This window comes from Pseudomonas sp. PDM31, assembly GCF_019218965.1.
In the GTDB taxonomy this organism is placed as follows: Bacteria; Pseudomonadota; Gammaproteobacteria; order Pseudomonadales; family Pseudomonadaceae; genus Aquipseudomonas.
Genome location: NZ_JAHUWS010000009.1, coordinates 296708 through 318183, shown reverse-complemented (window position 1 = coordinate 318183; position 21476 = coordinate 296708). Strand labels below are relative to the sequence as shown.

General features: G+C 60.7%; 18 protein-coding genes. 8 read left to right on the top strand and 10 right to left on the bottom strand.

The window, feature by feature from the left end:
* Positions 1-3392 (top strand): S-layer family protein (locus KW839_RS19515; RefSeq protein WP_218425222.1); only part of this gene is annotated, 3392 nt, incomplete at its 5' end.
* An 884-nt stretch (positions 3393-4276) separates the two neighbouring features.
* Here KW839_RS19515 and KW839_RS19510 read toward each other — a convergent pair.
* From KW839_RS19510 to KW839_RS19495, 4 genes are all read right to left on the bottom strand, one after another.
* Entirely contained in the window at positions 4277-6217 is a 1941-nt protein-coding gene (locus KW839_RS19510) for an EAL domain-containing protein (protein WP_218425221.1), read from the bottom strand.
* Between the two features lie 22 nt (positions 6218-6239).
* The gene (lapG, locus tag KW839_RS19505; RefSeq protein WP_060541333.1) at positions 6240-6947 is read right to left on the bottom strand and encodes a cysteine protease LapG; all 708 of its coding nucleotides are present in this window, start codon (positions 6945-6947) and stop codon (positions 6240-6242) included.
* Between the two features lie 103 nt (positions 6948-7050).
* Positions 7051-7440, bottom strand: a complete 390-nt coding sequence (locus tag KW839_RS19500; RefSeq protein WP_218425220.1) for a YbaN family protein — start codon at positions 7438-7440, stop codon at positions 7051-7053.
* Positions 7441-7450: 10 nt separating this feature from the next.
* The gene (locus KW839_RS19495; protein ID WP_056853071.1) at positions 7451-8038 is read right to left on the bottom strand and encodes a YecA family protein; all 588 of its coding nucleotides are present in this window, start codon (positions 8036-8038) and stop codon (positions 7451-7453) included.
* Between the two features lie 396 nt (positions 8039-8434).
* Here KW839_RS19495 and recQ point away from each other — a divergent pair, with 396 nt between their 5' ends.
* From recQ to KW839_RS19475, 4 genes are all read left to right on the top strand, one after another.
* The gene (gene recQ, locus KW839_RS19490) at positions 8435-10561 is read left to right on the top strand and encodes a DNA helicase RecQ (RefSeq protein WP_218425219.1); all 2127 of its coding nucleotides are present in this window, start codon (positions 8435-8437) and stop codon (positions 10559-10561) included.
* Positions 10562-10681: 120 nt separating this feature from the next.
* Positions 10682-11116 (top strand): MarR family transcriptional regulator, encoded by a 435-nt coding sequence (locus KW839_RS19485; protein WP_060541337.1) that lies wholly within the window; start codon positions 10682-10684, stop codon positions 11114-11116.
* Positions 11117-11243: 127 nt separating this feature from the next.
* Positions 11244-12473: a FimV family protein gene (locus tag KW839_RS27925; protein WP_218425218.1), complete on the top strand. Its 1230-nt coding sequence runs from the start codon at positions 11244-11246 to the stop codon at positions 12471-12473.
* 66 nt (positions 12474-12539) lie between these two features.
* On the top strand, positions 12540-12827 hold the full coding sequence (locus KW839_RS19475; RefSeq protein ID WP_060541339.1) for a SelT/SelW/SelH family protein: 288 nt from the start codon (positions 12540-12542) through the stop codon (positions 12825-12827).
* Here the strand turns inward: KW839_RS19475 and KW839_RS19470 are convergent.
* Together KW839_RS19470 and KW839_RS19465 are read right to left on the bottom strand one after the other, a co-directional pair.
* The gene (locus tag KW839_RS19470) at positions 12821-13714 is read right to left on the bottom strand and encodes a DMT family transporter (protein ID WP_060541340.1); all 894 of its coding nucleotides are present in this window, start codon (positions 13712-13714) and stop codon (positions 12821-12823) included. The genes KW839_RS19475 and KW839_RS19470 overlap by 7 nt on opposite strands.
* Before the next feature lie 71 nt (positions 13715-13785).
* Complete coding sequence (locus tag KW839_RS19465; protein ID WP_218425217.1) at positions 13786-14550, bottom strand: AraC family transcriptional regulator; 765 nt, start codon at positions 14548-14550, stop codon at positions 13786-13788.
* Positions 14551-14685: 135 nt separating this feature from the next.
* Between KW839_RS19465 and KW839_RS19460 the strand changes: the two genes are divergently transcribed.
* Positions 14686-15501 carry a UDP-2,3-diacylglucosamine diphosphatase gene (locus KW839_RS19460; RefSeq protein ID WP_218425216.1) on the top strand — a complete coding sequence of 272 codons (816 nt, stop codon included), beginning with the start codon at positions 14686-14688 and terminating at the stop codon, positions 15499-15501.
* Positions 15502-15666: 165 nt separating this feature from the next.
* Here the strand turns inward: KW839_RS19460 and KW839_RS19455 are convergent, their stop codons facing one another.
* A complete protein-coding gene (locus KW839_RS19455; RefSeq protein ID WP_218425215.1) occupies positions 15667-16257 on the bottom strand; it encodes an HD domain-containing protein in 591 nt (196 codons plus the stop codon).
* Between the two features lie 27 nt (positions 16258-16284).
* Complete coding sequence (locus KW839_RS19450; RefSeq protein WP_060541344.1) at positions 16285-16596, bottom strand: DUF962 domain-containing protein; 312 nt, start codon at positions 16594-16596, stop codon at positions 16285-16287.
* 160 nt (positions 16597-16756) lie between these two features.
* On the opposite strand from KW839_RS19450, the gene KW839_RS19445 reads away from it, so the two are divergent.
* Positions 16757-17818, top strand: a complete 1062-nt coding sequence (locus KW839_RS19445; RefSeq protein ID WP_218425214.1) for an AraC family transcriptional regulator — start codon at positions 16757-16759, stop codon at positions 17816-17818.
* Here KW839_RS19445 and KW839_RS19440 read toward each other — a convergent pair.
* On the bottom strand, positions 17775-19229 hold the full coding sequence (locus tag KW839_RS19440; RefSeq protein ID WP_060541346.1) for a TrkH family potassium uptake protein: 1455 nt from the start codon (positions 19227-19229) through the stop codon (positions 17775-17777). The genes KW839_RS19445 and KW839_RS19440 overlap by 44 nt on opposite strands.
* Before the next feature lie 121 nt (positions 19230-19350).
* Here KW839_RS19440 and KW839_RS19435 point away from each other — a divergent pair, with 121 nt between their 5' ends.
* Complete coding sequence (locus KW839_RS19435; protein WP_218425213.1) at positions 19351-19917, top strand: NAD(P)H nitroreductase; 567 nt, start codon at positions 19351-19353, stop codon at positions 19915-19917.
* A gap of 114 nt (positions 19918-20031) precedes the next feature.
* Here the strand turns inward: KW839_RS19435 and KW839_RS19430 are convergent, their stop codons facing one another.
* Positions 20032-21366: a HAMP domain-containing sensor histidine kinase gene (locus KW839_RS19430; RefSeq protein ID WP_218425212.1), complete on the bottom strand. Its 1335-nt coding sequence runs from the start codon at positions 21364-21366 to the stop codon at positions 20032-20034.
* Positions 21367-21476 lie beyond the last annotated feature (110 nt).

Genomic DNA, 21476 nt, shown 5'->3' with positions numbered 1-21476 from the left:
CCCTGACCATCACCGGTTACAACCCGGCCACGGGCGTGATCAGCTACAGCTACACCCTGGTCGATAACGAAACCCACCCGAACGCCAACGGCGCCAACAGCGTCGTCGAGAACTTCAGCGTCGTCGCCACCGACACCGATGGCGACAGTGCGACCGGGCAGATCAACGTCAACATCGTCGACGACTTGCCGCTGGCCAAAGCCGACACGAGCTCAGTAATCGAAGGTAATATCGTCAGCAGCAACGTGTTGCTCAACGACGCCACCGGTGCAGACGGCGCTGCTGCCAGTGGAGCGGTGGTCGGCGTGCGTGCCGGCGCCAACACCTCGACATCAGCCATAGGCGGACTCAACAGCAACATCAACGGTACTTACGGTTACTTGACGCTGGATGCGGCGGGTAACGCGGTCTATCACAGCAACCCGAACTCGGTCGGGGCTGCGGGGGCTACGGATACCTTCACGTACACCATTCGTGACGGTGACGGCGACGAAAGCACCACCACCATCACCATCGATGTGGCCAACAGCAATATCAAAGCCGTTGTGGACACTGACGTGACCGTTTACGAAAAAGCCCTGGACCTGAGCAAGGGCGGCCTGGACCTGGCGGCCGGCACAGTCATCGGCAGCGATCCGGGCAACACTGGGGAAACCGCGTCCGGCACGTTGGTTGGCTCGGTCACCGGTGCCAGCGGGGCGATCACCTATACCCTGGTCGGCAGCGCAACCGGCAGTTACGGGCAAATCCTGCTCAACGCCGACGGCAGCTACACCTACACCCTGACCAAACCAGCGAGCACTTCGCCAAACGCCAACGACGGCCCAAATACCCTCAGCGAAAGTTTCACCTACAAAGCCACCGATGCGGCAGGCAACAGCACCACCAGCACCATAGTGGTCAACATCGTCGACGACGTGCCCAAGGCAGTGGCTTCGGATCGTTCGGTGACGGCGGTGGAGATCGACTCCAATCTGCTGATCGTGCTCGATGTCTCCGGCAGTATGGTCGACCCTTCCGGCGTACCGGGCCTGTCGCGGCTGGCCCTGGCCAAGCAGGCGATCAGCGCCTTGCTCGACAAGTACGACGACCTCGGCGATGTGAAAGTGCAGCTCGTCACCTTCAGCAGCAGCGCCACTGACAGGACTTCGGTGTGGACCGATGTGGCAACCGCCAAATCGCTGCTCGCCGGCCTCATAGCGGACGGCGGTACCAACTACGACGCGGCCGTGGCGATGATGAAAACGGCGTTCAACACCTCGGGCAAACTCACCGGAGCGCAGAACGTCGGCTACTTCTTCTCCGACGGCAAACCCACCAGCGGACAGGAGATTGGCACCACTGACGAGGCCTCGCTCAAAACCTTCCTCGATGCCAACAACATCAAGAACTACGCGATCGGCCTGGGCAGCGGCGTGAGCAACGCCAACCTTGATCCGCTGTCCTATGACGGCATCAGCCACACCAATACCAATGGCGTGGTGGTCACCGACCTCAATCAGCTCAACTCGGTACTGTCCGGTACCGTGGTCGGCGCGCCGGTCACCGGTTCGCTGCTGGGCCAGGGCGGTACATTCGGTGCCGACGGTGGTTTCATCAAGACCATCACGGTGGACGGCACCACGTACACCTATGACCCGCACGGCAACAGCAATCAGGGCTCCCTGAGTTTCAGCGGCGGCGCCAACAACGGCACCTTCATTACCGCAAGCAACAGTCTGAGTGTTGCTACCAACAACAGCGGCACCTTGCTGATCAACCTCGACACCGGCGACTACACTTACATCTCGCAGAAAACCACATCGGTAGTGCTCACCGAGAACATCGGCTACACCGTCAGCGACAATGACGGCGATCTCGCCAGCTCGAACCTGACCATCAAAGTGATTCCTAACGCACCACCTGTGGCGATGGACGATAACATCATCACCAACGTGCTGTCGGGCAACATCGTGGTGCCGGGTGAACTGCTGCTGGCCAACGACACCGACGCCAATGGCGACCCGCTCAATGCATCGCCAACCAGCTTCGACACCGGATGGAAAGCCAAAGGCGCGGACTTCACGGGCTCCGGTGCTGTCTCTTTCACTGGCAGCAACGCCAATAACCCGCTCAACCAGAACCTCGCCAATGTGCGCAATTCTTTCAAGGTCAATGGCTCGACCATGACGGCGGTATTGTTGGTCACCGGTTACCTTGGCCAGATCTCCGGCTCTAATGCCAACGATGAAGACCGCATCACCGTCCACCTGAAGAAGGGCGAAACTCTCAACCTGAATCACGACCAGGCGACCGGGCAGATCGGCATGGAGTATTCGATCGACGGCGGGAGCTACATTGGCATCGCCGACGGCCAGACCATTACCGCGGCTGCGGATGGGATCTACCAGATCCATCTCATCAATACGCCCAATGGCTCGAGTGGTAGTGGTGTCAACGATGCCGAAGACTATGTATTGACCATGACAGTCAACTACGCCGGAGCCCAGACCACGCCGGATTATCACGGCACTTACACCGCCAACGACAGCCACGGCGGCAGTGACAGTGCGGCTGTGACCATCAGCTATCAGGAAGGCCAGACGCTCACTGGCACCGGTGGAGATGACGTGCTGGTGGCGGGCACTGGCACCAATATCATCAATGCCGGGGACGGCAACGATGTGCTGACCGGCGGCTCGGGCAACAATGAAATGCACGGCGATGCCGGCAACGACTTGCTCTACAGCGGCCCGGGCAACGACATACTCGACGGCGGAACCGGCAGCGACACTGCCAGCTATGCCCATGCCACCGCCGCCGTGACGGTGAACCTCGGTACGCTTGTTGCGCAAAATACGCTCGGCGCGGGTACAGACATCCTGACGGGTATCGAAAACCTTGCCGGTTCCAACTTCAATGACACCCTGACCGGCAATAACAGTAACAACGTGATTACCGGAGGCCTGGGCAACGATGTGCTCAGTGGCGGCGGTGGCGATGACCTGCTGATTGGTGGTCTGGGCAACAATAGCCTGTCCGGTGGGGCCGGGGCAGATACCTTCCAGTGGCTCAAGGGCAACAGCGGCCATGACGTCATCTCCGACTTCACCCCTGGCACCGATAAGCTCGACCTGTCGCAACTGCTGCAAGGGGAGAACGGCACATCGGCCTCGCTGGATGACTATCTGCACTTCACGGTCACTGGCAGCGGCGCAGCCGTGACCACCAGTATCGATGTCAGCGCCATGGCCGGCGCCGCGTCGAACCAGACCATCGACCTGACCGGCGTCAACCTGGCCAGCTACTACGGTGTGACGCCGGGGGCAGGTGGAGTGGTGGCCGGGGCGGATACCGCGACCATCATCAACGGCATGCTCAATGATCATTCGTTGAAGGTGGATACGGTGTGAATCAAGGGGGCTAAGCGCAAAGAATCGCAGCCTGTTGCAACGTTGCGGCAGGTTGCGATCTCAACTGTGGGACTCAGCCAACCAATCCCTTCCAGTTGTGCCCGGTTCAACTGTGGGAGATTCTATGGTTGAGGGCAATCCCTCAACTGACTGAGTACATATCCGTTGCTGCGGTAACGGCGGCTTATGGTTTCGCCCTTACGGCGAGTCACTTTTAACAAACGCCTTAAAAGTAACCAAAAATGCTTGCCCCAGCGTCCGGCCCCTCGCTTAGGCTCGGCGTTCCTTCGCTCCGGTGTCCATTCGGGGGCATCGCCTCCGGTCGGCTTCGCTTCGACCTCCTCTCGATGTGTTCGACTTCGTCGAACGGCGCTGCGCGCCTACCCCCCGGATGAACACCTCCACTCAGCCTCCCGAAGGGGCGGGTGGATCAAGATCAAAATCTGCAGGCGAGCTAACGCTCGGCCTGTTGAGTGGTGAAGAGCGGCGGCGGGTGTGCGCAACTTTGCTTTTGCTCTTCTGTGAGAACTGGCCTGACAGTGATGGCGGCCTGACAGCCGACCTGAGCTCCAGGTTGCCCCCAATCCCTGTGGGAGCTGGCCTGCCAGCGAAGGCGGCCTACGAGCCGACCAATCTCTCTCGGATACACCAGGATCCAATGGTGGGAGCTGGCTTGCTAGCGAAGGCGGCCTGACAGCCAACCCATCTCCTGCTGGTGTACGCAGTTCATCAGTGTGCCGGCTTGCTCGCGAAAGCTGGGGGCAGTCACTATCGCCGTTGAATATCAAATCGCTTTCGCGGGCCAGCCACGCACACAAGATGGCGTAGATCCGCAGGAGTGTGGCTTGCCTTCGATGAGCGCTGACGCGATTAACCTGCAAGAATCACATCGGCTCCGGCGCTCCGATCAGGCGTCCCATCGCGCCGAATATGCCCAGTTCCCGAATGACCTCCAATTCGCCCTGGGTCTCGACCATCTCCGCAATCAGCGGTAGATCGATACTGTGGGTCGCGCGAAAGATGGCATCGATAAACAATCGCTTGTCCGGTTGCTGGTCAATGCTGCGAACGTAGGCACCATCGATTTTCAGGTAAGCCAGTCCCAGTTGGGTGATGTTGCCGATCTGGCTGAAACGCCCACCGAAGTGTTGCAGACCAATGCTGTAACCCGTGTCGAGCACGCTATGGGTCAGACGTTGCAGCTCTTGTGGGGACGGCAGTTGGCGCTCGTCGATTTCCAGCGTCAGCAACGGCGCCAGTTCCGGAAGCGATTGCAGCAGGTCGACGATTTGCCGTACTTGCGCCTGATCGCGCAGCGTGCTGCCGGACAGGCTCAAAGCCAGCGGCCAGCGGTTGATCACCAGGTAATCGAGTGTCGCCTCGAGCATCGCCAGATCGAAACGCGCTGACCAGCCGAGGCGCTCGATCCAGGGCAGGAAATGTCCGGCTGCAATTGCCTCGCCCTCGGGATCGAGCAGGCGCGCGAGTACTTTGTAATGCAGTACCCGGCGGGTATCCGAGCATTGCACCACCGGTTGGAAATACAGCTGCAGTTTGCCTTGGGTCAGCGCGTCATCGATCCAGGTCCGCCATTCGTGCTGTGAATGGTTGACCATACTGTCGCTGTGGCGCAGTTGAACCCAGGGCCGCTCGGGGTGCTGCGCGGCCTCGGTCTGCGACTGGTCGAGGCGCAGCAATACATCGCCGGCAGCTTCACCTGGATGGTAGGCAACGATGCCCAGATGGGCGACCGGCATGCAGTCGCTGGCACCGGTCAGGCGCATGTTTTCCAGGGTGACGCTGATCTCGGCCACCAGGCGAGCGGCGCCCGGGATGTCCAGGCCCGGCGCCAGCAGGCTGAACTCACCCCCCCGGTTTCGCGCCGCCAGCCAGGTACGGCGCTCAGGCAACTGGGTCAGACGCTTGAGCAACTCTGCGACTGCGCCGATCAACTCGTCGGTGCCTTGGCCACCCAGACGCTGGTTCAGGCCGGCCAGATCGTTGATCCGCAGCATCAGCAAATGACCGTCGCGGCTCTGTTCGCATACCTGCAATTGGTCGGCAAGTTGCTCATCCAGCAAGCGCCGGTTAGCCAGTTGGGTCAGGCTGTCCAGGTAGGATTCGGCGCGCAGTTGTTCACTGCGAACGGCCTCTTCGGCAAACAGCCCCTTGAGCTTTTCCACCATCTGATTCATGGCCAGCACCACCCGTTTCAACTCCGGAGTGCGCGGCAGCTTGGACTGGCTGAGGAACTCGCGCTTGCTGATGGCTTCGGCCTGACGGACCATTTTGTCGAGCGGGCGAAATTGTCGGCGCAACATCCAGCCGCCAATTACCGCGCTGAGCAGACCGCACAACAGCAACCAGATCAGGCTGCCGACGGTGCTGTCCCAGAGTTTGTCCAGGGCAAATTGCGGATTGCTCACCACCTCGATGCGTGCAGCCTGTTGCCAGCCGCGCATGATCAGGGCATCACCACCTTCGGGGCGCAGCTTGACCAGGCGGATAAACCAGCGCGGCACATGGGCCGATTTCGCCGGTGCACTGCGCTCCAGCAGCGTTTGCTCATTCGCGATGTCGATGATGCGGATGCTGCTGAAGTAGCCACTGTCGAAGACCGCGCTGACCATCGTTTCCATTTTGGCCGGATCATCGGGCTGCGCGGACAATGACAGGCCCAGCGCGGTAGCGGCATCCTGGGCGTGGGCACGCAATTGGCTGAGCGTCTGCTCGCGAGAGCTTTCCAGGCTGACAAAAAAGCTGCCGCTGAAGGCCACCAGCAAAAACAGGCAGATGGCCAGAAACAGTTGATTGCGCAAAGTCATGAAACGCTCCTTGCAGGTGCGACTAACCGTCGCCTACATCGAACCCTTCGGCTTGCATTTTTTTCAGCACGTCCTGCCAGCGCGACAGTTTTTTCGAGTCGCTGCTGCGTTGACCGCCGTTCTTGCCTGGCAGGTACAAGCCTTCGGCGTTGAAGGCATATACCGGCAGCAGGTCTTTACGTTGGGAGGCGGGGCGGATGTCGCCGATCAGGTTATCCAGAACCAGAGGGTCGGCCGTGGGGCTGCTGTAGAAGGTCAGCACCATGTGCGCCTGGTTCTGAGCCAGCGCCTTGACGTAGGTGATACGCAGTTTTTCACTGGGGATACCGAGCTGGCGCAGGCTGAAGTATTTCGCCAGCGCATAATCCTCGCAGTCGGCGGCACCCCGGACCAGGGCTTCCACGGGGGTGGCCCAGTAGTCGGTCTGGCGCCAGATGCGAGTATCGTCCTGAAAATTCAGTTGCTGATTGAAGAAGCGATTGACCGCATTGAGTTGTTCGCGCTCATCCGCGCTGCGCTCTTCATTGAGCATATGACTCCAGGCTTCGATCCGCGCGCGCGCCGGACCCAGGGAGCCGTAGCGTTTTTCGGCCGATAGCAGAATCTGCGCAAAGTCCCAGTCGGCCCGGACAGTGCCAAGCCCGAACAACAGCAATCCCGCCAGCAACAGCCATCCGCCGAGCCGAAGTCGGGGCGTTGACCTTCCTGGACTACGCGGACTGCGGAACATGCCTGGCTGCTCGAGTGCGGATTGGTGAAGTCTAGGTGGTGTTTGAAGCGGGGCAGGGCAGATCGTCGGCAACAAGGCAAAAGATCGCCTCCAGCGGAAGCTCCTAACGCAGGGTTTTCTGCCGCAGGATGTAGAGGGTTACCAGCACCGCACTGGTCAGCATGAAGCCCCGTGCCCATGGCAACGGCACCAGATAGCAGGAAAACAGAATGCTCAGCCACATCAGGCCAATGGCGTAGACCTTGCCTTTGAGCGGAATGCCATGGCCATCGAGATAGTCGCGTATCCACGGGCCAAGTCGTGGATGACCCACCAGCCATTGATAGAAACGTGGCGAACTGCGGGCGAAACAAGCGGCCGCCAGCAGCAGGAAGGGGGTGGTGGGCAGCACCGGCAGGAAAATTCCGATCACCCCCAATGCCACGCTCAGCCAGCCGATGGCCAGCAGCACGTAGCGCAACATCAGGGAGCGGTTGCCTATGGGGTTGTCCATAGGCAGAACCTTAGTGGTGACGTGGCTTGAGGATCGCCGGTTTTTCGTCTGGCGCATTGCACAGCAGGTACAGCGCGGTCAGGGCTTCCGGGATCTGCACGATCATGTCGTCCATCAGATTGGCGTCTGCGGCGATGTCGGAGAACTCTGGCTGCTCGTCGAACAGACCCGAGCCGACCATGATCGGCAGCAGCATTTCGCTGACTTCGTCTTCGGCGGTTTCGAACCAGGCTTCTTCGCGCAGGAACACGCCTTCCATGAAACCGATGCACCAGCCGCGCAATTCCGAATCATCCGGGTCTTCGCCCAGGTCCAGGTCGCACGGCAGCTCGAACTCTTCATCGGAGGCCAGTTGGCGGGCGATGTGAGCCTTGAGGCCGATCAGCGTGGCTTCGATTTCTTCGCGCTGGGCTTCGCTGCTGTAGTGCGGCTCTTCGGCGAAGAGCGCATCGATCCATTCACGGTCCGGAACGACTTCGGAACAGATCGACAGGGCGGTGAGGTAACCGTGGGCGGCCACGTAGTCCAGCGCCTCGTCATGCAGTTCGTCGGCGTCGAGGAAGACTTGCAGGCGGGTTAGTTGCTCAGCGAAGGACATTAAAGGACTACCTTGGGGAATGTTCGATGCGGGAATTCTAGGCCTTCTTGAGCGCTCAGGCCAGCCGCGCGGCATATTTGCAGCGTATTCCCTGTAGCAGCGAGCCTGCTCGCGAAAAACGTCCAGGCGCCGCAGGCCTTCAGACAGCCCGCGTCATCGTTGCCGTCCATCGCGAGCAGGCTCGTTCCCACAGTTTTGGTGTTCCATGGGCTGTGTCTTATCAGCGGTGCCCTGCGCAAGGGAGGCCTCGGGTATACTCGCGCGTTTTGTGATGCCCTGCTGGCTTCACGGCTGAAATGTGAAGCGTCATGCAATGTGCACTTACGATTTGTCGGTGCAGTGTTGCGGGTTCTGAACCAGCCTTGCAGGGATGTTTCGGTGATTTTTGGAGTTTTTATGCTCGAACAGGCTCAACGCGTCCTCAAGGACATCTTCGGCTACGACAGTTTCCGTGGCCGTCAGGGTGCAATCATTGAGCGCGTGGCCAGTGGCGGCGATGCCCTGGTGCTGATGCCTACCGGCGGCGGCAAGTCCCTGTGCTTCCAGGTCCCGGCGCTGCTGCGCGATGGCCTGGCGGTGGTGGTGTCGCCGTTGATCGCGTTGATGGACGACCAGGTCGCCACCCTCGAAGAGCTGGGGGTGGCTGCCGCTGCGTTGAACTCCACCCTCAGCGCCGAGCAGCAGCGTGACCTTGCGGCCCGCATCAAGCGCGGCGAAGTCAAAATGCTTTACCTCGCCCCCGAGCGCCTGGTTCAGCCGCGTATGCTGGCCTTCCTGCAGGGGCTGAATATTGCCTTGTTCGCCATCGACGAAGCGCACTGCGTGTCGCAATGGGGGCATGATTTCCGCCCGGAATACCTGCAGTTGGGCCAGTTGGCGGAAATGTTCCCCGACGTGCCGCGCATCGCCCTGACCGCCACCGCCGACAAGCGCACCCGCGAGGAAATCGTCACCCGTCTGCACCTGCAGGATGCCGAGCGTTTCCTGTCGAGCTTTGACCGGCCGAACATCTTTTATCGCATCGTGCCCAAGGAACAGCCACGCAAGCAGTTGCTGGCTTTCCTCGCCGAACGGCGCAGCGATGCCGGCATTGTTTATTGCCTGTCGCGCAAAAAAGTCGAGGAGGTCGCAGCATTCCTCAGCGAGCAGGGTTTCCCGGCGCTGCCGTACCACGCCGGGCTGCCTAATGATCTGCGTGCCTACCACCAGAAGCGCTTCCTCAACGAGGAAGGCCTGATCATGGTCGCCACCGTGGCGTTCGGCATGGGCATCGACAAGCCCAACGTACGCTTCGTCGCCCACCTCGACCTGCCCAAATCCCTGGAAGCCTATTACCAGGAAACCGGGCGTGGTGGCCGTGACGGCCTGCCGGCGGATGCCTGGATGGCCTATGGCCTTCAGGACGTGGTGATGCTCAAGCAAATGTTGCAGAACTCCGAAGGCGATGAGCGCCACAAACGTCTGGAGCAGCACAAGCTCGATGCCATGCTCTCGCTGTGCGAAGAGACACGCTGCCGCCGTCAGACCCTGCTGGCCTATTTCGACGAAGACATGCCCGAGCCATGTGGCCACTGCGACAACTGCGTCGATGGCGTGCAGACCTGGGACGCCACCGAGCCTGCGCGCCAGGCGCTTTCGGCGATCTACCGCACCGGCCAGCGCTATGGCGTCGGCCATCTGGTGGATGTATTGCTGGGCAAGGACAACGAGAAGGTGCGCGGCATCGGCCATCAGCACCTGTCGGTCTTTGGTGTTGGCAAGGCCATGGCCGAGGGCGAATGGCGCTCATTGTTCCGTCAGTTGGTGGCGCGTGGCCTGGCCGACATCGATCTGGAAGGCTACGGCGGCTTGCGCTTGAGCGACAGCTGCCGGCCGCTGCTCAAAGGCGAAGTTACCCTGGAACTGCGACGCGACCTCAAGGCGCAGACCTCGGTGAAAAGCAGCAAGAGCCAGGCCAGCCAACTGGTCCGTGGCGAAGAGCGCGAACAGTGGGAAGCCTTGCGCGCCCTGCGGCGCAAGCTCGCCGAGGAACATGGCGTGCCGCCGTACGTCATTTTTCCCGACTCGACCCTGCTTGAAATGTTGCGCAGCCAGCCGACCTCGCAGGCGGAAATGGCCCGGGTCAGTGGCGTCGGCGCACGCAAGCTGGAACGTTATGGCCAGGCCTTCCTCGAAGTCCTCGGTGGTCAGGTCGAAGCGCCGAAAGTGGTGGCCGATGTGCGCCACGAGATGATCACCCTGGCGCGGGCCGGCATGACTCCGCTGCAGATCGCCGGGCAGTTGCAATGCTCGGAAAAGAACGTCTACACCATGCTTGCGGAGGCGATCGGCAAGCAGCAATTGTCGCTCGAACAGGCCCTGGACCTGCCCGAAGACTTGCTGGGCGAAGTCCAGGACGCCTTCCTCGACGGCGAAGGCGAATTGCCTCCGGTTTCCGAGATCGCCGCGCAGTTCGCGGGCCGGGTGCCGGAAGGGGTTTTGTATTGCGTGCGGGCTGCCTTGCAGTCGGAGTTCGAGATTTGAGAAAACTGTGCTGATGATGTAACGATTCAGTACAGATCAAGCCTTGCCTACAGCCAAGGCTCATGCTTAGCTGACTAATAATTAGTATTTCTCTATTTTCAGTCTAACCATGAGTGTTTTATGCCGTTAACCGATCAACACCGCTTTGGCATGCAACTGGCCCAGATGTCGCGCGGCTGGCGTGCCGAACTGGACCGTCGTCTGGCCGGCCTCGGGCTGTCCCAGGCGCGCTGGCTGGTGCTGTTGCACCTGGCGCGCTTCGACGAAGCACCGACCCAACGCGAGCTGGCACAAAGCGTGGGCGTCGAAGGGCCGACCCTGGCTCGTTTGCTCGATAGCCTGGAAGGCCAGGGCCTGGTGCAACGCCAATCGGTGCTGGAAGATCGCCGGGCGAAGAAAATCGTCCTCTGTGCTCCGGCGCGCCCTCTGATCGAACAAATTGAAACCATTGCCACGCAGTTGCGCCTCGAACTGTTCGCCGGCGTCGACGAGGCGGATCTGGCGGTCTGCATGCGAGTTCACGGGCACATCCTGGGCAACCTTGAAAAACCTTGAGGCATAACCGACCGCCAGGCTTTTGAGAAGGTCTGTTGGGCGGACTATAAGAACTACTCGGCAAAAACGTGTTCGTACCGGATGCACAAACACGTGCCGGTTGGTTCTGGTTCTCCAAGGGATGCTCATGCTCAAGAGTTGGCAGTTGGTATTGCGCAGTTGTGCGCGGTTTTTTCTGGCTGGAGGCGTTGTCACTTATTCGGCGTTGGCGCCCGCGCTGGGCCTGGGTGAGATCACCCTGCATTCGGCGCTGAACCAGCCATTTCGCGCCGATATTGCCCTGGTGGATGCCGCCGGCCTTGAGCAGAGTGAGCTGACGGTCAGTCTCGCGTCCGCAGAGGAGTTCAGCCGCGCGGGCGTCGAGCGGGCGGCCTTCCTCAGCAGCCTGAAGTTCACCCCGATCCTGAGGGGCAATCGCCGCCTGATCCAGGTGACATCGAGCAAACCGGTCAATGAACCTTTCCTGAATTTCCTTGTGCAGCTCAACCAACCCAACGGGCGGTTGCTGCGTGAATACACGGTCCTGATTGATCCGCCGGGCTCTGCGGACATTGTTCCGGTCGATGATGAACCGGTTACCCCGTCGTCCGCCTTCCCGAGCGTGCAGCCTGCCGTTGTCCCGCCGGCGACGACAAAGACTGCGACCACGAGTGCGGGCCCCGTTCCATCGACGCAAGCCTCCCTGGCCGACTCCTCTGCCGGACACCTGGCCGAAATTGATCTGCACAACCGGCAGCTGCAAGCCTCCATCGATAAGCTCAATGCCAGGCTTGAGGGTCAGGACGAGCAAATCGTCGAGCAGAAAAAGCAGCTGGCCGAACTGCACACCCAATGGCTGGAACTCAGGGAGGCGGCGGGAGCCGCTCCTGTCATCGCTCAACCCCCCTCGACGGACTGGCGGCTGATGGTCGGCATGCCGGCAATTGTGGCGTTGCTGATGCTGGCCTGGTTGATTCGTCGTCAGCGCCCACGAACTCACCCTGAAACAGCGGCACCATTGCCATGGGGGGATGCTTCAAACCATGCAGACAATGACAAGGGTTTTACCGAAACGGCGTTCAACGAGCAGAGCCTGCAGGACATTCGCAGCAGCATTGCGAAGCAGGGCCTTTGCAGCCCGGTGGTTACGACGGTGGTCGCTGCGACCCCGGTGGCAATACCCGATACGTGCCCGGACGAAGAATATCAATTGAACCTGGATGACCTGTCCATGCATACCAGTCAGAGCCCTGAATCTGCCCAGCAGTCACCCAAGGTTGGCCGAGTCGACATTGCCGGCCTGTCGCTGAGCCTTGAACCTTTAAGCCTGGACTCACTGAACCTTGAACCGGGCGCAGCAGGCGATGCCCGCAGGTGAACCGCTCAAGCGCTGCTGGCCGGGCTATCATGGTCGCGCCCTGGGATTCTGGAATCTGACCTCATCATGACTGCAAGCAAACCGGAAATCGTCATCACCTATTGCTCGCAATGCCAATGGTTATTGCGCGCGGCCTGGCTGGCCCAGGAACTGCTCAGTACCTTCACTGACGATCTGGGTAAAGTCTCCCTCGTGCCGGGCACTGGCGGGGTTTTTCATGTTTTCTGTGACGGTGTGCAGATCTGGGAGCGCAAGGCCGACGGCGGTTTTCCTGAAGCCAAGGTGCTCAAGCAGCGGGTCCGCGATCAAATCGATCCGGACCGCGACCTGGGGCACAACGACCGTACTCAGTGAGAAGCCGCTTCCGCGGCAACGGCCTTTTTGCTGGAGCTGCCGGCGAGCCTGCTGGAGACCACGATCGCCACAATGATCAATGCACCGCCGATCAACATGCGTACGGTCGGGTTTTCATCGAACAGCAGCCAAGCCACGGTGATGCCGTAAACCGGCTCCAGGGCAAACACCACCGCGGCGGTGCGAGCCTTGATCACGGCGAGGCTGGCGACGAATAAACTATGGGCAACCCCGGTGCAGAACACGCCGAGCAGGCCGATCCACAGCCAGTCGAGGGCGCGCACTTCGCTCAATTGTGGGGCCGCGACCGGCAGCAGGCACAGGGCGACTACTACGTTCTGGCACAGGGCTGCCTGCACCGGCGGGATTCTCCCGGAGCTGGCGCGGTTGGTCAGCGACAGCAAGGCGAACAGCAGGCCGGAGGCTATCGCCCATAGCAGGCCGGTGGTGGCACCGCTGGCCAGGTCAAAGTCAGGTGTGACCAGCACCAGCCCGACGCTCACCAGTACTACCAGCAGTATTTCGTTGGCGCGAATCCGCTCGCGGAAGATCAAGCCTTCGAGGATCACCGTGAACGCCGGGAAGCTGGCAAAGCCCAGGGTCGCAATCGCCACGCCCGCAACCTTCACGGCTATGAAGAAACTCACCCAGTGCCCAGCCAGCAACAAACCGCTGAGCAACAGGCGGCGCCTGTCCACCGCGGCAAGGGGCTGCCAGCGAGTCTGGCTGGCGAACCGGGCGAAAAACGCCAGCGCCAGCACCGCGAAGGCGGCACGGCCGAAAACGATGATCGCCGGCGAAGCGGCGGCGAGCTTGCCGAACACTCCGGTCAGGCCGAACATGAGTGCGCCGATGTGCAGGGCGCCGAGGGCGGTACGGGGAGTCATTGCATTCCTTGATGACAAACGAACAGATGCATCATTGAAGCGCGTAACCAATCACCAAGTCTGTCGGCAAACTAGCGTTTTTTGTCGCCAGCCTCGCGCCGCAGTTTGCCCGGCGATGCCCCGAATTCGCGAAGCACAGCCGCTGCAAAGGCACTTTGCGAGCTGTATCCGACGCGAACGGCGATCTCGCCGATGGGCAGCGCTGAGTCACGCAACATTTCCACGGCCCGGTGCAGGCGCCGACTGCGGATGTAATCCATCGGAGTCTGCCCGCATTCGGCCATGAATCGTGCATGCAGACGAGCGCTGGAGAGGCCTGCGACACGGGCCAAGTCAGCCACTTGCAATGGATACGCCGCGTACTGGTCGATGTGCGCATTCAATGCCGCATAGGGCAAGCGTCGACCGCCGATGGCGTCGGGCCTGGCATGGTTGAGGCTGGCCAGCAGCAGCACCGCACCTTGTTGCGCAATCAGCGGATCATCGACCGGGCTGCTCGCCAGCCAATTGACCAATTGATTTTGCCCGGCATCCAGGGCCAGCCGGCCGGCGGTGTCGAGCAAGCGGCGGCTCGATTCAGCGTGATCGCCCAATGACTCGGCAACCCATTGATCATCGGGCACATCCAGCACCAGGCAACGGCTGCCATTGGCGCTGCCGCACGCATGGTGAGCACCGGACGGCACCACCAAAAAACTCTGCTGGACCACCTGACTGCCCCGGCCGTCGACCTCGAAATCCAGCGCACCCGACAACCCGAACACCAATTGCGCGTGGTCGTGGCTGTGGACGATCAGGTCCTGGCTGTATTGGCGTAGCGTGAGGATCGGTCTCATCGAAGCTCTCCCGGATCAGGTTGCCAGTCTACACCGGGCTCGGCCGAAATCGCTGTCACAAGACTGACTTGACGCTGTCATGGCGCATTAACCGGGTCGCAGCAAAATTGGCGAAACTTGCCCAGAGGGTTGCCCATGACCAGCGCCGAGCTCGCCAAACCCACCCGTAAGCAACGAGTGCGGACTTTATGGATTTCCGACGTGCACCTGGGCACCCGGGATTGTCAGGCGGAACACCTGTCGCAGTTTCTCAAGGGTTATCACGCCGACAGGATCTATCTGGTCGGCGACATCATCGACGGCTGGAAACTGCGCGGCGGCATGTACTGGCCCCAGGCTCACACCAACGTGATCCGCCGCCTGTTGACCATGAGCAAGCGCGGCACCGAAGTGATCTACGTCACCGGCAACCACGACGAATTCCTGCGCCGTTATTCGAAGCTGATTCTGGGCAATATCCAGTTGGTGGACGAAGCCGTGCACGTCACCGCCGATGGTCGTCATCTCCTGGTCATCCACGGCGACCAGTTTGATGTAATCACCCGCTACCATCGCTGGCTGGCCTTTCTCGGCGACTCAGCCTACGAATTCACCCTGACCCTCAATCGCTGGCTGAACCATTGGCGCGCCCGGTATGGCTACGGCTACTGGTCGCTGTCGGCGTACCTCAAGCACAAGGTGAAAACGGCGGTGAGCTTTATCAGCGACTTCGAGGAAGCCATCGCCCACGAATGCGTCAAGCGCGAACTGCACGGGGTAGTGTGCGGGCATATTCACCATGCCGAGATCCGCAAGGTCGGCGAGGTGGACTACCTCAACTGCGGGGATTGGGTGGAGTCCTGCACGGCGTTGATCGAGCACTGGGATGGCTCGATCGAGTTGTATCGGTTGGCGGATGCCCAGGCGCGGGAGGTGCAGTTGAAAACAGAGAACGTTGCAGAACCGGTTTGAGGGGTGTTGTGTTTCGGCGGGCCTCTTCGCGAGCAAGCCCGCTCCCACAGGGTTGCGTGTTGAACTCGAAATCTGCATACGACACAAATCACTGTGGGAGCGGGCTTGCCCGCGAAGACGGCAGCACAGTCGACATCGCAAAACCTGTCGGACCGTTTGAACGAATCACGCCGGCGCGTGTTCTTCCATCGCCGCCTTGTAGATCGAATTCTTCGGCTGCGCAAACACGCGTTCCATCATCGGCTCGAAGAAACTCAACGCCAGTGTGTCGTACGCCGGATCAAACGCCGCCGCATCGTACTTCGCACAAAACTCGACGGTCGCCTGATACTGCGGGTGATCCTTGAATTGCTCACGCAGATGCCGGTCCATACCCAGGTGATGAAAGAAGTAGTAGCCCTGGAAAATCCCGTGTTTCTCCACCATCCATAGGTTCTCGGCACTGACGAACGGCTTGAGGATCGCCGCCGCAATGTCCGGATGGTTATAGGAGCCCAAGGTATCGCCAATGTCGTGGAGCAGGGCGCAGACCACATATTCCTCGTCGCGGCCATCGCGCCAGGCACGGGTGGCTGTTTGCAGGGAGTGGGTCAGGCGATCGACCGGGAAACCGCCAAAATCACCCTCCAGCAGCTTCAGGTGCGCGACAATCCGCGTCGGCAATTGTCGGGCGTAGGCACTGAAGTCTGCGGCGATGATCGCCCAGTCTTCCTGCGTGCCATCCTTCATGTGGGTGAAACCGGCAGTGGCATTCATCGGCAGTTCTCTTGTGACGCAGGGTGACTAGAACGGAACACGCCCCAGAATCATGTCCCGGTACATGACGAAATCACCGAGCAGGCTGTAGAGGGGATGTTGAAAGGTTGCCGGGCGGTTTTTCTCGAAGAAGAAGTGTCCGACCCAGGCAAAGCTGTAGCCTGCCACTGGCAAGATCCACAACAGCGTCCATGCACCACGGCCGATGGTCAGCGCCAGAATAAATATGACCAGGGTGGTGCCGATAAAGTGCAATCGTCGGCAGGTACTGTTGCTGTGTTCGCTGAGGTAGTACGGGTAGAACTCAGCGAAGCTGTTGAATCGTTTGATGTTTTCCACGACTGCGATCTCTGTGGTTATTGTTCTGACGGCAAGTTGTTCTGCGGGTAGCTTATTTGAGTCTAGAGTGATCATTGGTGCCAGCCAGTGACAATAGGCGCCACTTTAGTATCCTTCGCAAATCAGCCGCGTCAGACGGCACAACCAGACAGTAACCGCCATGAGCGAACGAACGACTTCTGCAAGCTGGGCGATGGGGATTGTAAAAGCGCTGGAGATGGAGGGCCTGGACTGCCGGGTTCTGTTTAGACAGCTAGGGCTCGACTACGCGGCACTGGACGATCCGGATGCGCGCTTCACGCAAGATTCCATGACGCGGCTGTGGCAACGTGCGGTCGAGTTGTCCGGCAACCCGGCCATTGGCCTGAACATGGGCAAGGTAGTGCGCCCGGCCTCTTTCCATGTGGCCGGTTATGCATTGATGTCCAGCCAGACCCTGGCCGCAGGTTTCGAGCGGCTGGTGCGCTATCAGCGGATCATTGCTGAAAGCGCCGATTTGAGTTTTCGCCTGGTGGATGAGGGTTACGCGCTGATTCTGACGGTCCACGGCGATCACCTGCCGCCCACCCGACAAAGCGCCGAAGCGTCGCTGGCCTGTGCCTTGGCGCTGTGCGGCTGGTTGACGGGGCGTACGCTGCAACCGCGAAAAGTCATGTTTCAGGGCAGCGAACCGGCCAATCCGGAACCGTACAAACTTGCCTTCCATGCGCCGCTGGTGTTCAACGCGCCTTACGATGCGTTGATTTTCGAACGTGCGGACATGGAAGCACCGCTACCGACTGCAAACGAGGCCATGGCGTTGCTGCATGACCGGTTTGCCGGTGAATACCTGGCACGCTTTTCCGAAAGCCGGGTGACCCACAAGGCGCGACAGGTGCTGTGTCGACTGTTGCCCCAGGGCGAGCCCAAGCGCGACACCGTGGCACAGACGTTGCACCTGTCCCAGCGTACTTTGCAGCGCCGCTTGCAGGAAGAGGGCACGAGTTTTCAGATCCTGCTCGACGACACCCGACGTGAACTGGCCGAGCAATACCTCGCACAGCCGAGTATGACCCTGCTGGAGATCGCCTATTTGCTGGGGTTTGCCGATCCGAGCAATTTCTTTCGTGCATTCCGGCGCTGGTTCGACGCCACACCCGGTGAGTTCCGGATGCGGCTGATGCAGGCGCCAGCGGTTGTCAGTGACGCCAAAACGCCGGAATACACAGCACGAACACCGTAATGATCTCCAGTCGGCCGAGCAGCATGCCGAACGAGAGAATCCACTTGGCGGCATCCGGCAGAGTGGCGAAATTGCCCGCCGGGCCTATCGTCTCGCCCAGCCCGGGGCCGACACCGGAAACGGTACTGGCCGCGCCCGTGAGTGCGGTCATCCAGTCGACGCCAAGCAGCGAAAGCAACAATGCGATCACGCAGATGGTGATGGCGAAGAAAAATGAAAAGGTCAGGATCGAGCGCACGATCTCTTCATCGAGGCGGTGCCCGTTGTACTTCTGCTTGATCACCGCGCGGGGGTGAATCAGCTGGTTAAGGTTGGCCTTGAGCAGGATATAAGCGACCTGGAAGCGGAAGATCTTGATGCCACCGGCCGTCGAACCGGAACAACCACCGACAAAACCCAGATAAAAGAACAACATCAGCGAGAAGTTACCCCACAGGCTGTAGTCCCCCAGGGCGAAGCCGGTAGTGGTGACCACCGAAGTCACGTTGAACGCCACGTGCCGCAGAGCCTCCAGCCAGTGCAGCTGGGTGGTCCACCAGTACCAGGTGCCGAGCACCAGCCAGGTGACCAGCAGCATGCCGAGCAGGCCTTGTACCTGCTGGTCCTTGATCAGAGCACGCCGGTTGCCACGCATGGTCGCCACGTACAGGGTGAACGGCAGGCTGCCAAGAATCATGATGACGATCGCCACCCAGTGCACGGCGGGTTGAGTCCACTTGGCCATGGACTGGTCGGAGGTGGAAAAGCCGCCGGTGGAAATGGCTGACATCGCGTGGTTGATGGCATCGAAGGGGCTCATCCCGGCCCACCAGAGCGCCAGGCTGCCGAGAATGGTGATGCCGACGTAGGCCACCACGATCAGGCGCGCCACCATGTGTGAGCGGGGCATGACCTTTTCCGAGCGGTCCGACGACTCGGTCTGAAACAGCCGCATGCCGCCGATGCGCAGCAGTGGCAGGATCGCGACCGCCATGCCGATAAAGCCGATGCCGCCGATCCAGTGCAACAATGAGCGCCACATCAGAATGCCCGGGGACATATTGTCCAGGCCAGTGAGCACGGTCGCCCCCGTGGCGGTGATGCCGGACATGCTTTCAAAGAAAGAGTCGGTGTAGCTGATGTGCTGGGTCAACAGGAACGGCAGCGCGGCAAAGATACACACCACCAGCCAACTGCTGACGGTCAGCAGGTACATGTCCCTCGGACGCAGGTGCACATGGTCGGGGCGCCCCGGAATGACCAGCGCCAACCCGGCGACAAAAGTAATCATGCTCGCCCAGAGGAACGAAGGCAGGTCGCTGGTGCGGTCGAAAACGACCAGCGTGGCCATGGGCACGACCATGGCGATCGCCAGCGTGACCAAGAAGATGCCGATGATGAAACCAATGATCCGTAAGGTCGGCAACGCCATGAAGTCCGCTCGGGCTGAAATAGGGAAGGGCGCCATTCTACCCGCGAGGCAGGCCATGTAAACCGCACTGCAACGGTAGTTACAGCTAGAATAGCTGCACAATTTTTTCTGGAGGTGGCCGATGCAGGCTCTCGACGCTTTGCTCAACCGTGTTTCCGTTCCCCGACTGCTCGATCCGGCCCCCACCGCCGAGCAGCGCGAAGTGCTGTTTGCCGCTGCCATGCGTGCACCGGATCACGGCCACTTGCAGCCTTGGCGCTTCCTTACGATAGAAGGTGCAGCGCGCGAGCAAATGGGCGAGTTGCTCGCCGAAGCGGCGAAGTTGCAGGACGGCGAAGTCACTGAAGCGGCGATCGACAAGGCGCGAAACGGCCCTCTGCGGGCACCGCTGGTGGTGGTCGTGATCGCGCGGGTGCAGGAGCACGTCAAGTATCCGAAGTCCGAGCAACTGTTGGCAGCCGGCTGTGCGGCCCACGGGATTTTGCTGGCCGCCTATGCGCAGGGTATCGGAGCGGTGTGGCGTACGGGTGATCTGGCCTATTCGCCGCACGTGGCCAAGGGGTTGGGACTGGCCGAAGGGGAAGAGGTGATTGCGTTTCTGTACCTTGGCACGCCGCAGAAAGAACCGCGGGTGGCGGAGAAGGTTGATCTGGCCGAGTTTGTCAGCGCCTGGCCAGGTAGTCGCTAAGCCCACAATTCCCTGTGGGAGCGGGCATGCTCGCGAATGCGGTGTGTCAGATAACGATGAATGCGGCTGACGCACCGCATTCGCGAGCAAGCCCGCTCCCACAAGGGATCAGGGTTAAACGATAGTGCCGGGTACCAATGGCAATTCCAGGCTGGCGATGAAGCCGCCTTCCGAATGATTGGCCAGCACCAGGCTGCCGCCATGGCGCTCCGCCGCCCGCCGGGCGATGGCCAGGCCCAGGCCATGCCCTGCGGTTGTCTGGCCGGGGGCGCGATAGAACGGCTCCCCTAGTTGATTCAAATACTCTTTCCCGACGCCAGGCCCATGGTCGCGCACGCTGACCACAATTCGCTCGCCCTGCCGCGAAGCCTGCATCTCGATTGCCTGCCCCACCGGGTTGAAGCGCTGGGCGTTGCGCAGCAGGTTGTCGACCGCCCGCTCAATCATGGTCGGCCAGCCGGTGAGATTCAGCTGCGGCTCGGCCTTCAGTTCGACGCTTTGCTCCGGCGAACCCAGTTGTGAATCCTTTTGCAGGTTGCCCAGCAGCGCATTGAGGTCGACCGGTTCAGCACTGGCATTATCGGAATCGACCCGTGCCAGCACCAGGATTTCGCTGATCAGCGCTTCCAGCCGGTCGCATTCGCGGGTCAGGCGCGGCCAGAGTTGTTCCCGTTCCTGCGGACCGGCCCGTTCCGCCAGGGCCAGGGCAATGCGCAGACGGGCGAGGGGCGAGCGCAGTTCATGGGACACATCGCGCAGCAATTGCCGCTGGCTGCCGATCAGACTTTGCAGGCGTGCGCCCATGCGGTTGAAGTCGTTGGCCAGGACGCCGAACTCATCCCGGCGACTGGCCAGTTTGACCAGACTGTTCTGTTGATAGGTGGTTTGCCCGAGGTCGTGCACCGCACCGCGCAGGCGGCTGAGCGGGCGGGTGATGGAAAAGGTCACCAGCAGACTGAACAGCGTCAGTACCACCAAGGCGATCCCCAGTGCACTGAGCGGCCACAGCAGGCTTTCACGGTGCCATGCATCCAGTTCCGGATGGCGGATGCGATAGATCAGCAGGTAGGTGTCACCGGTTTTTTCGCTGGTGTACTCATCGGTCAGACGCCGCCATGGCAGGCGCCGGTCGTCGCTGTTCTGCCTGGCTTCAAATGCCGCAGCGCGCCGTGGGAAGGTGCCGCGCACCACCGGGTCACCGCTTTCGTTGAGCACCTGAACGTCGAAGTGATAATCGCGCTTGCGCTGCTCAAGAATGGCCTGGGCGGCTTCCTCGCCCTGGGATTCATAGGTTTGAGTCCATTGTTCGGCCAGGGTGTTGAGGCCGGGGTGGCGACTGAGGATCCACGCGTCCTGGTTGAGCATGTGCCCGAGCAGTATGGAAAGCCCCGCGACCAGAGCGATGGCCAGCCAGAAGCTGGCCAGGATTCGCCAGAACAGTGAACGCACAGAAAATCCTCGAATAAAGACAGACGGCCAAACACTATCAATCTGACCCAAATCCATGTGGGAGCGGGCTTGCTCGCGAAAGCGGAGTGTCAGGCGACATCATTACTGCC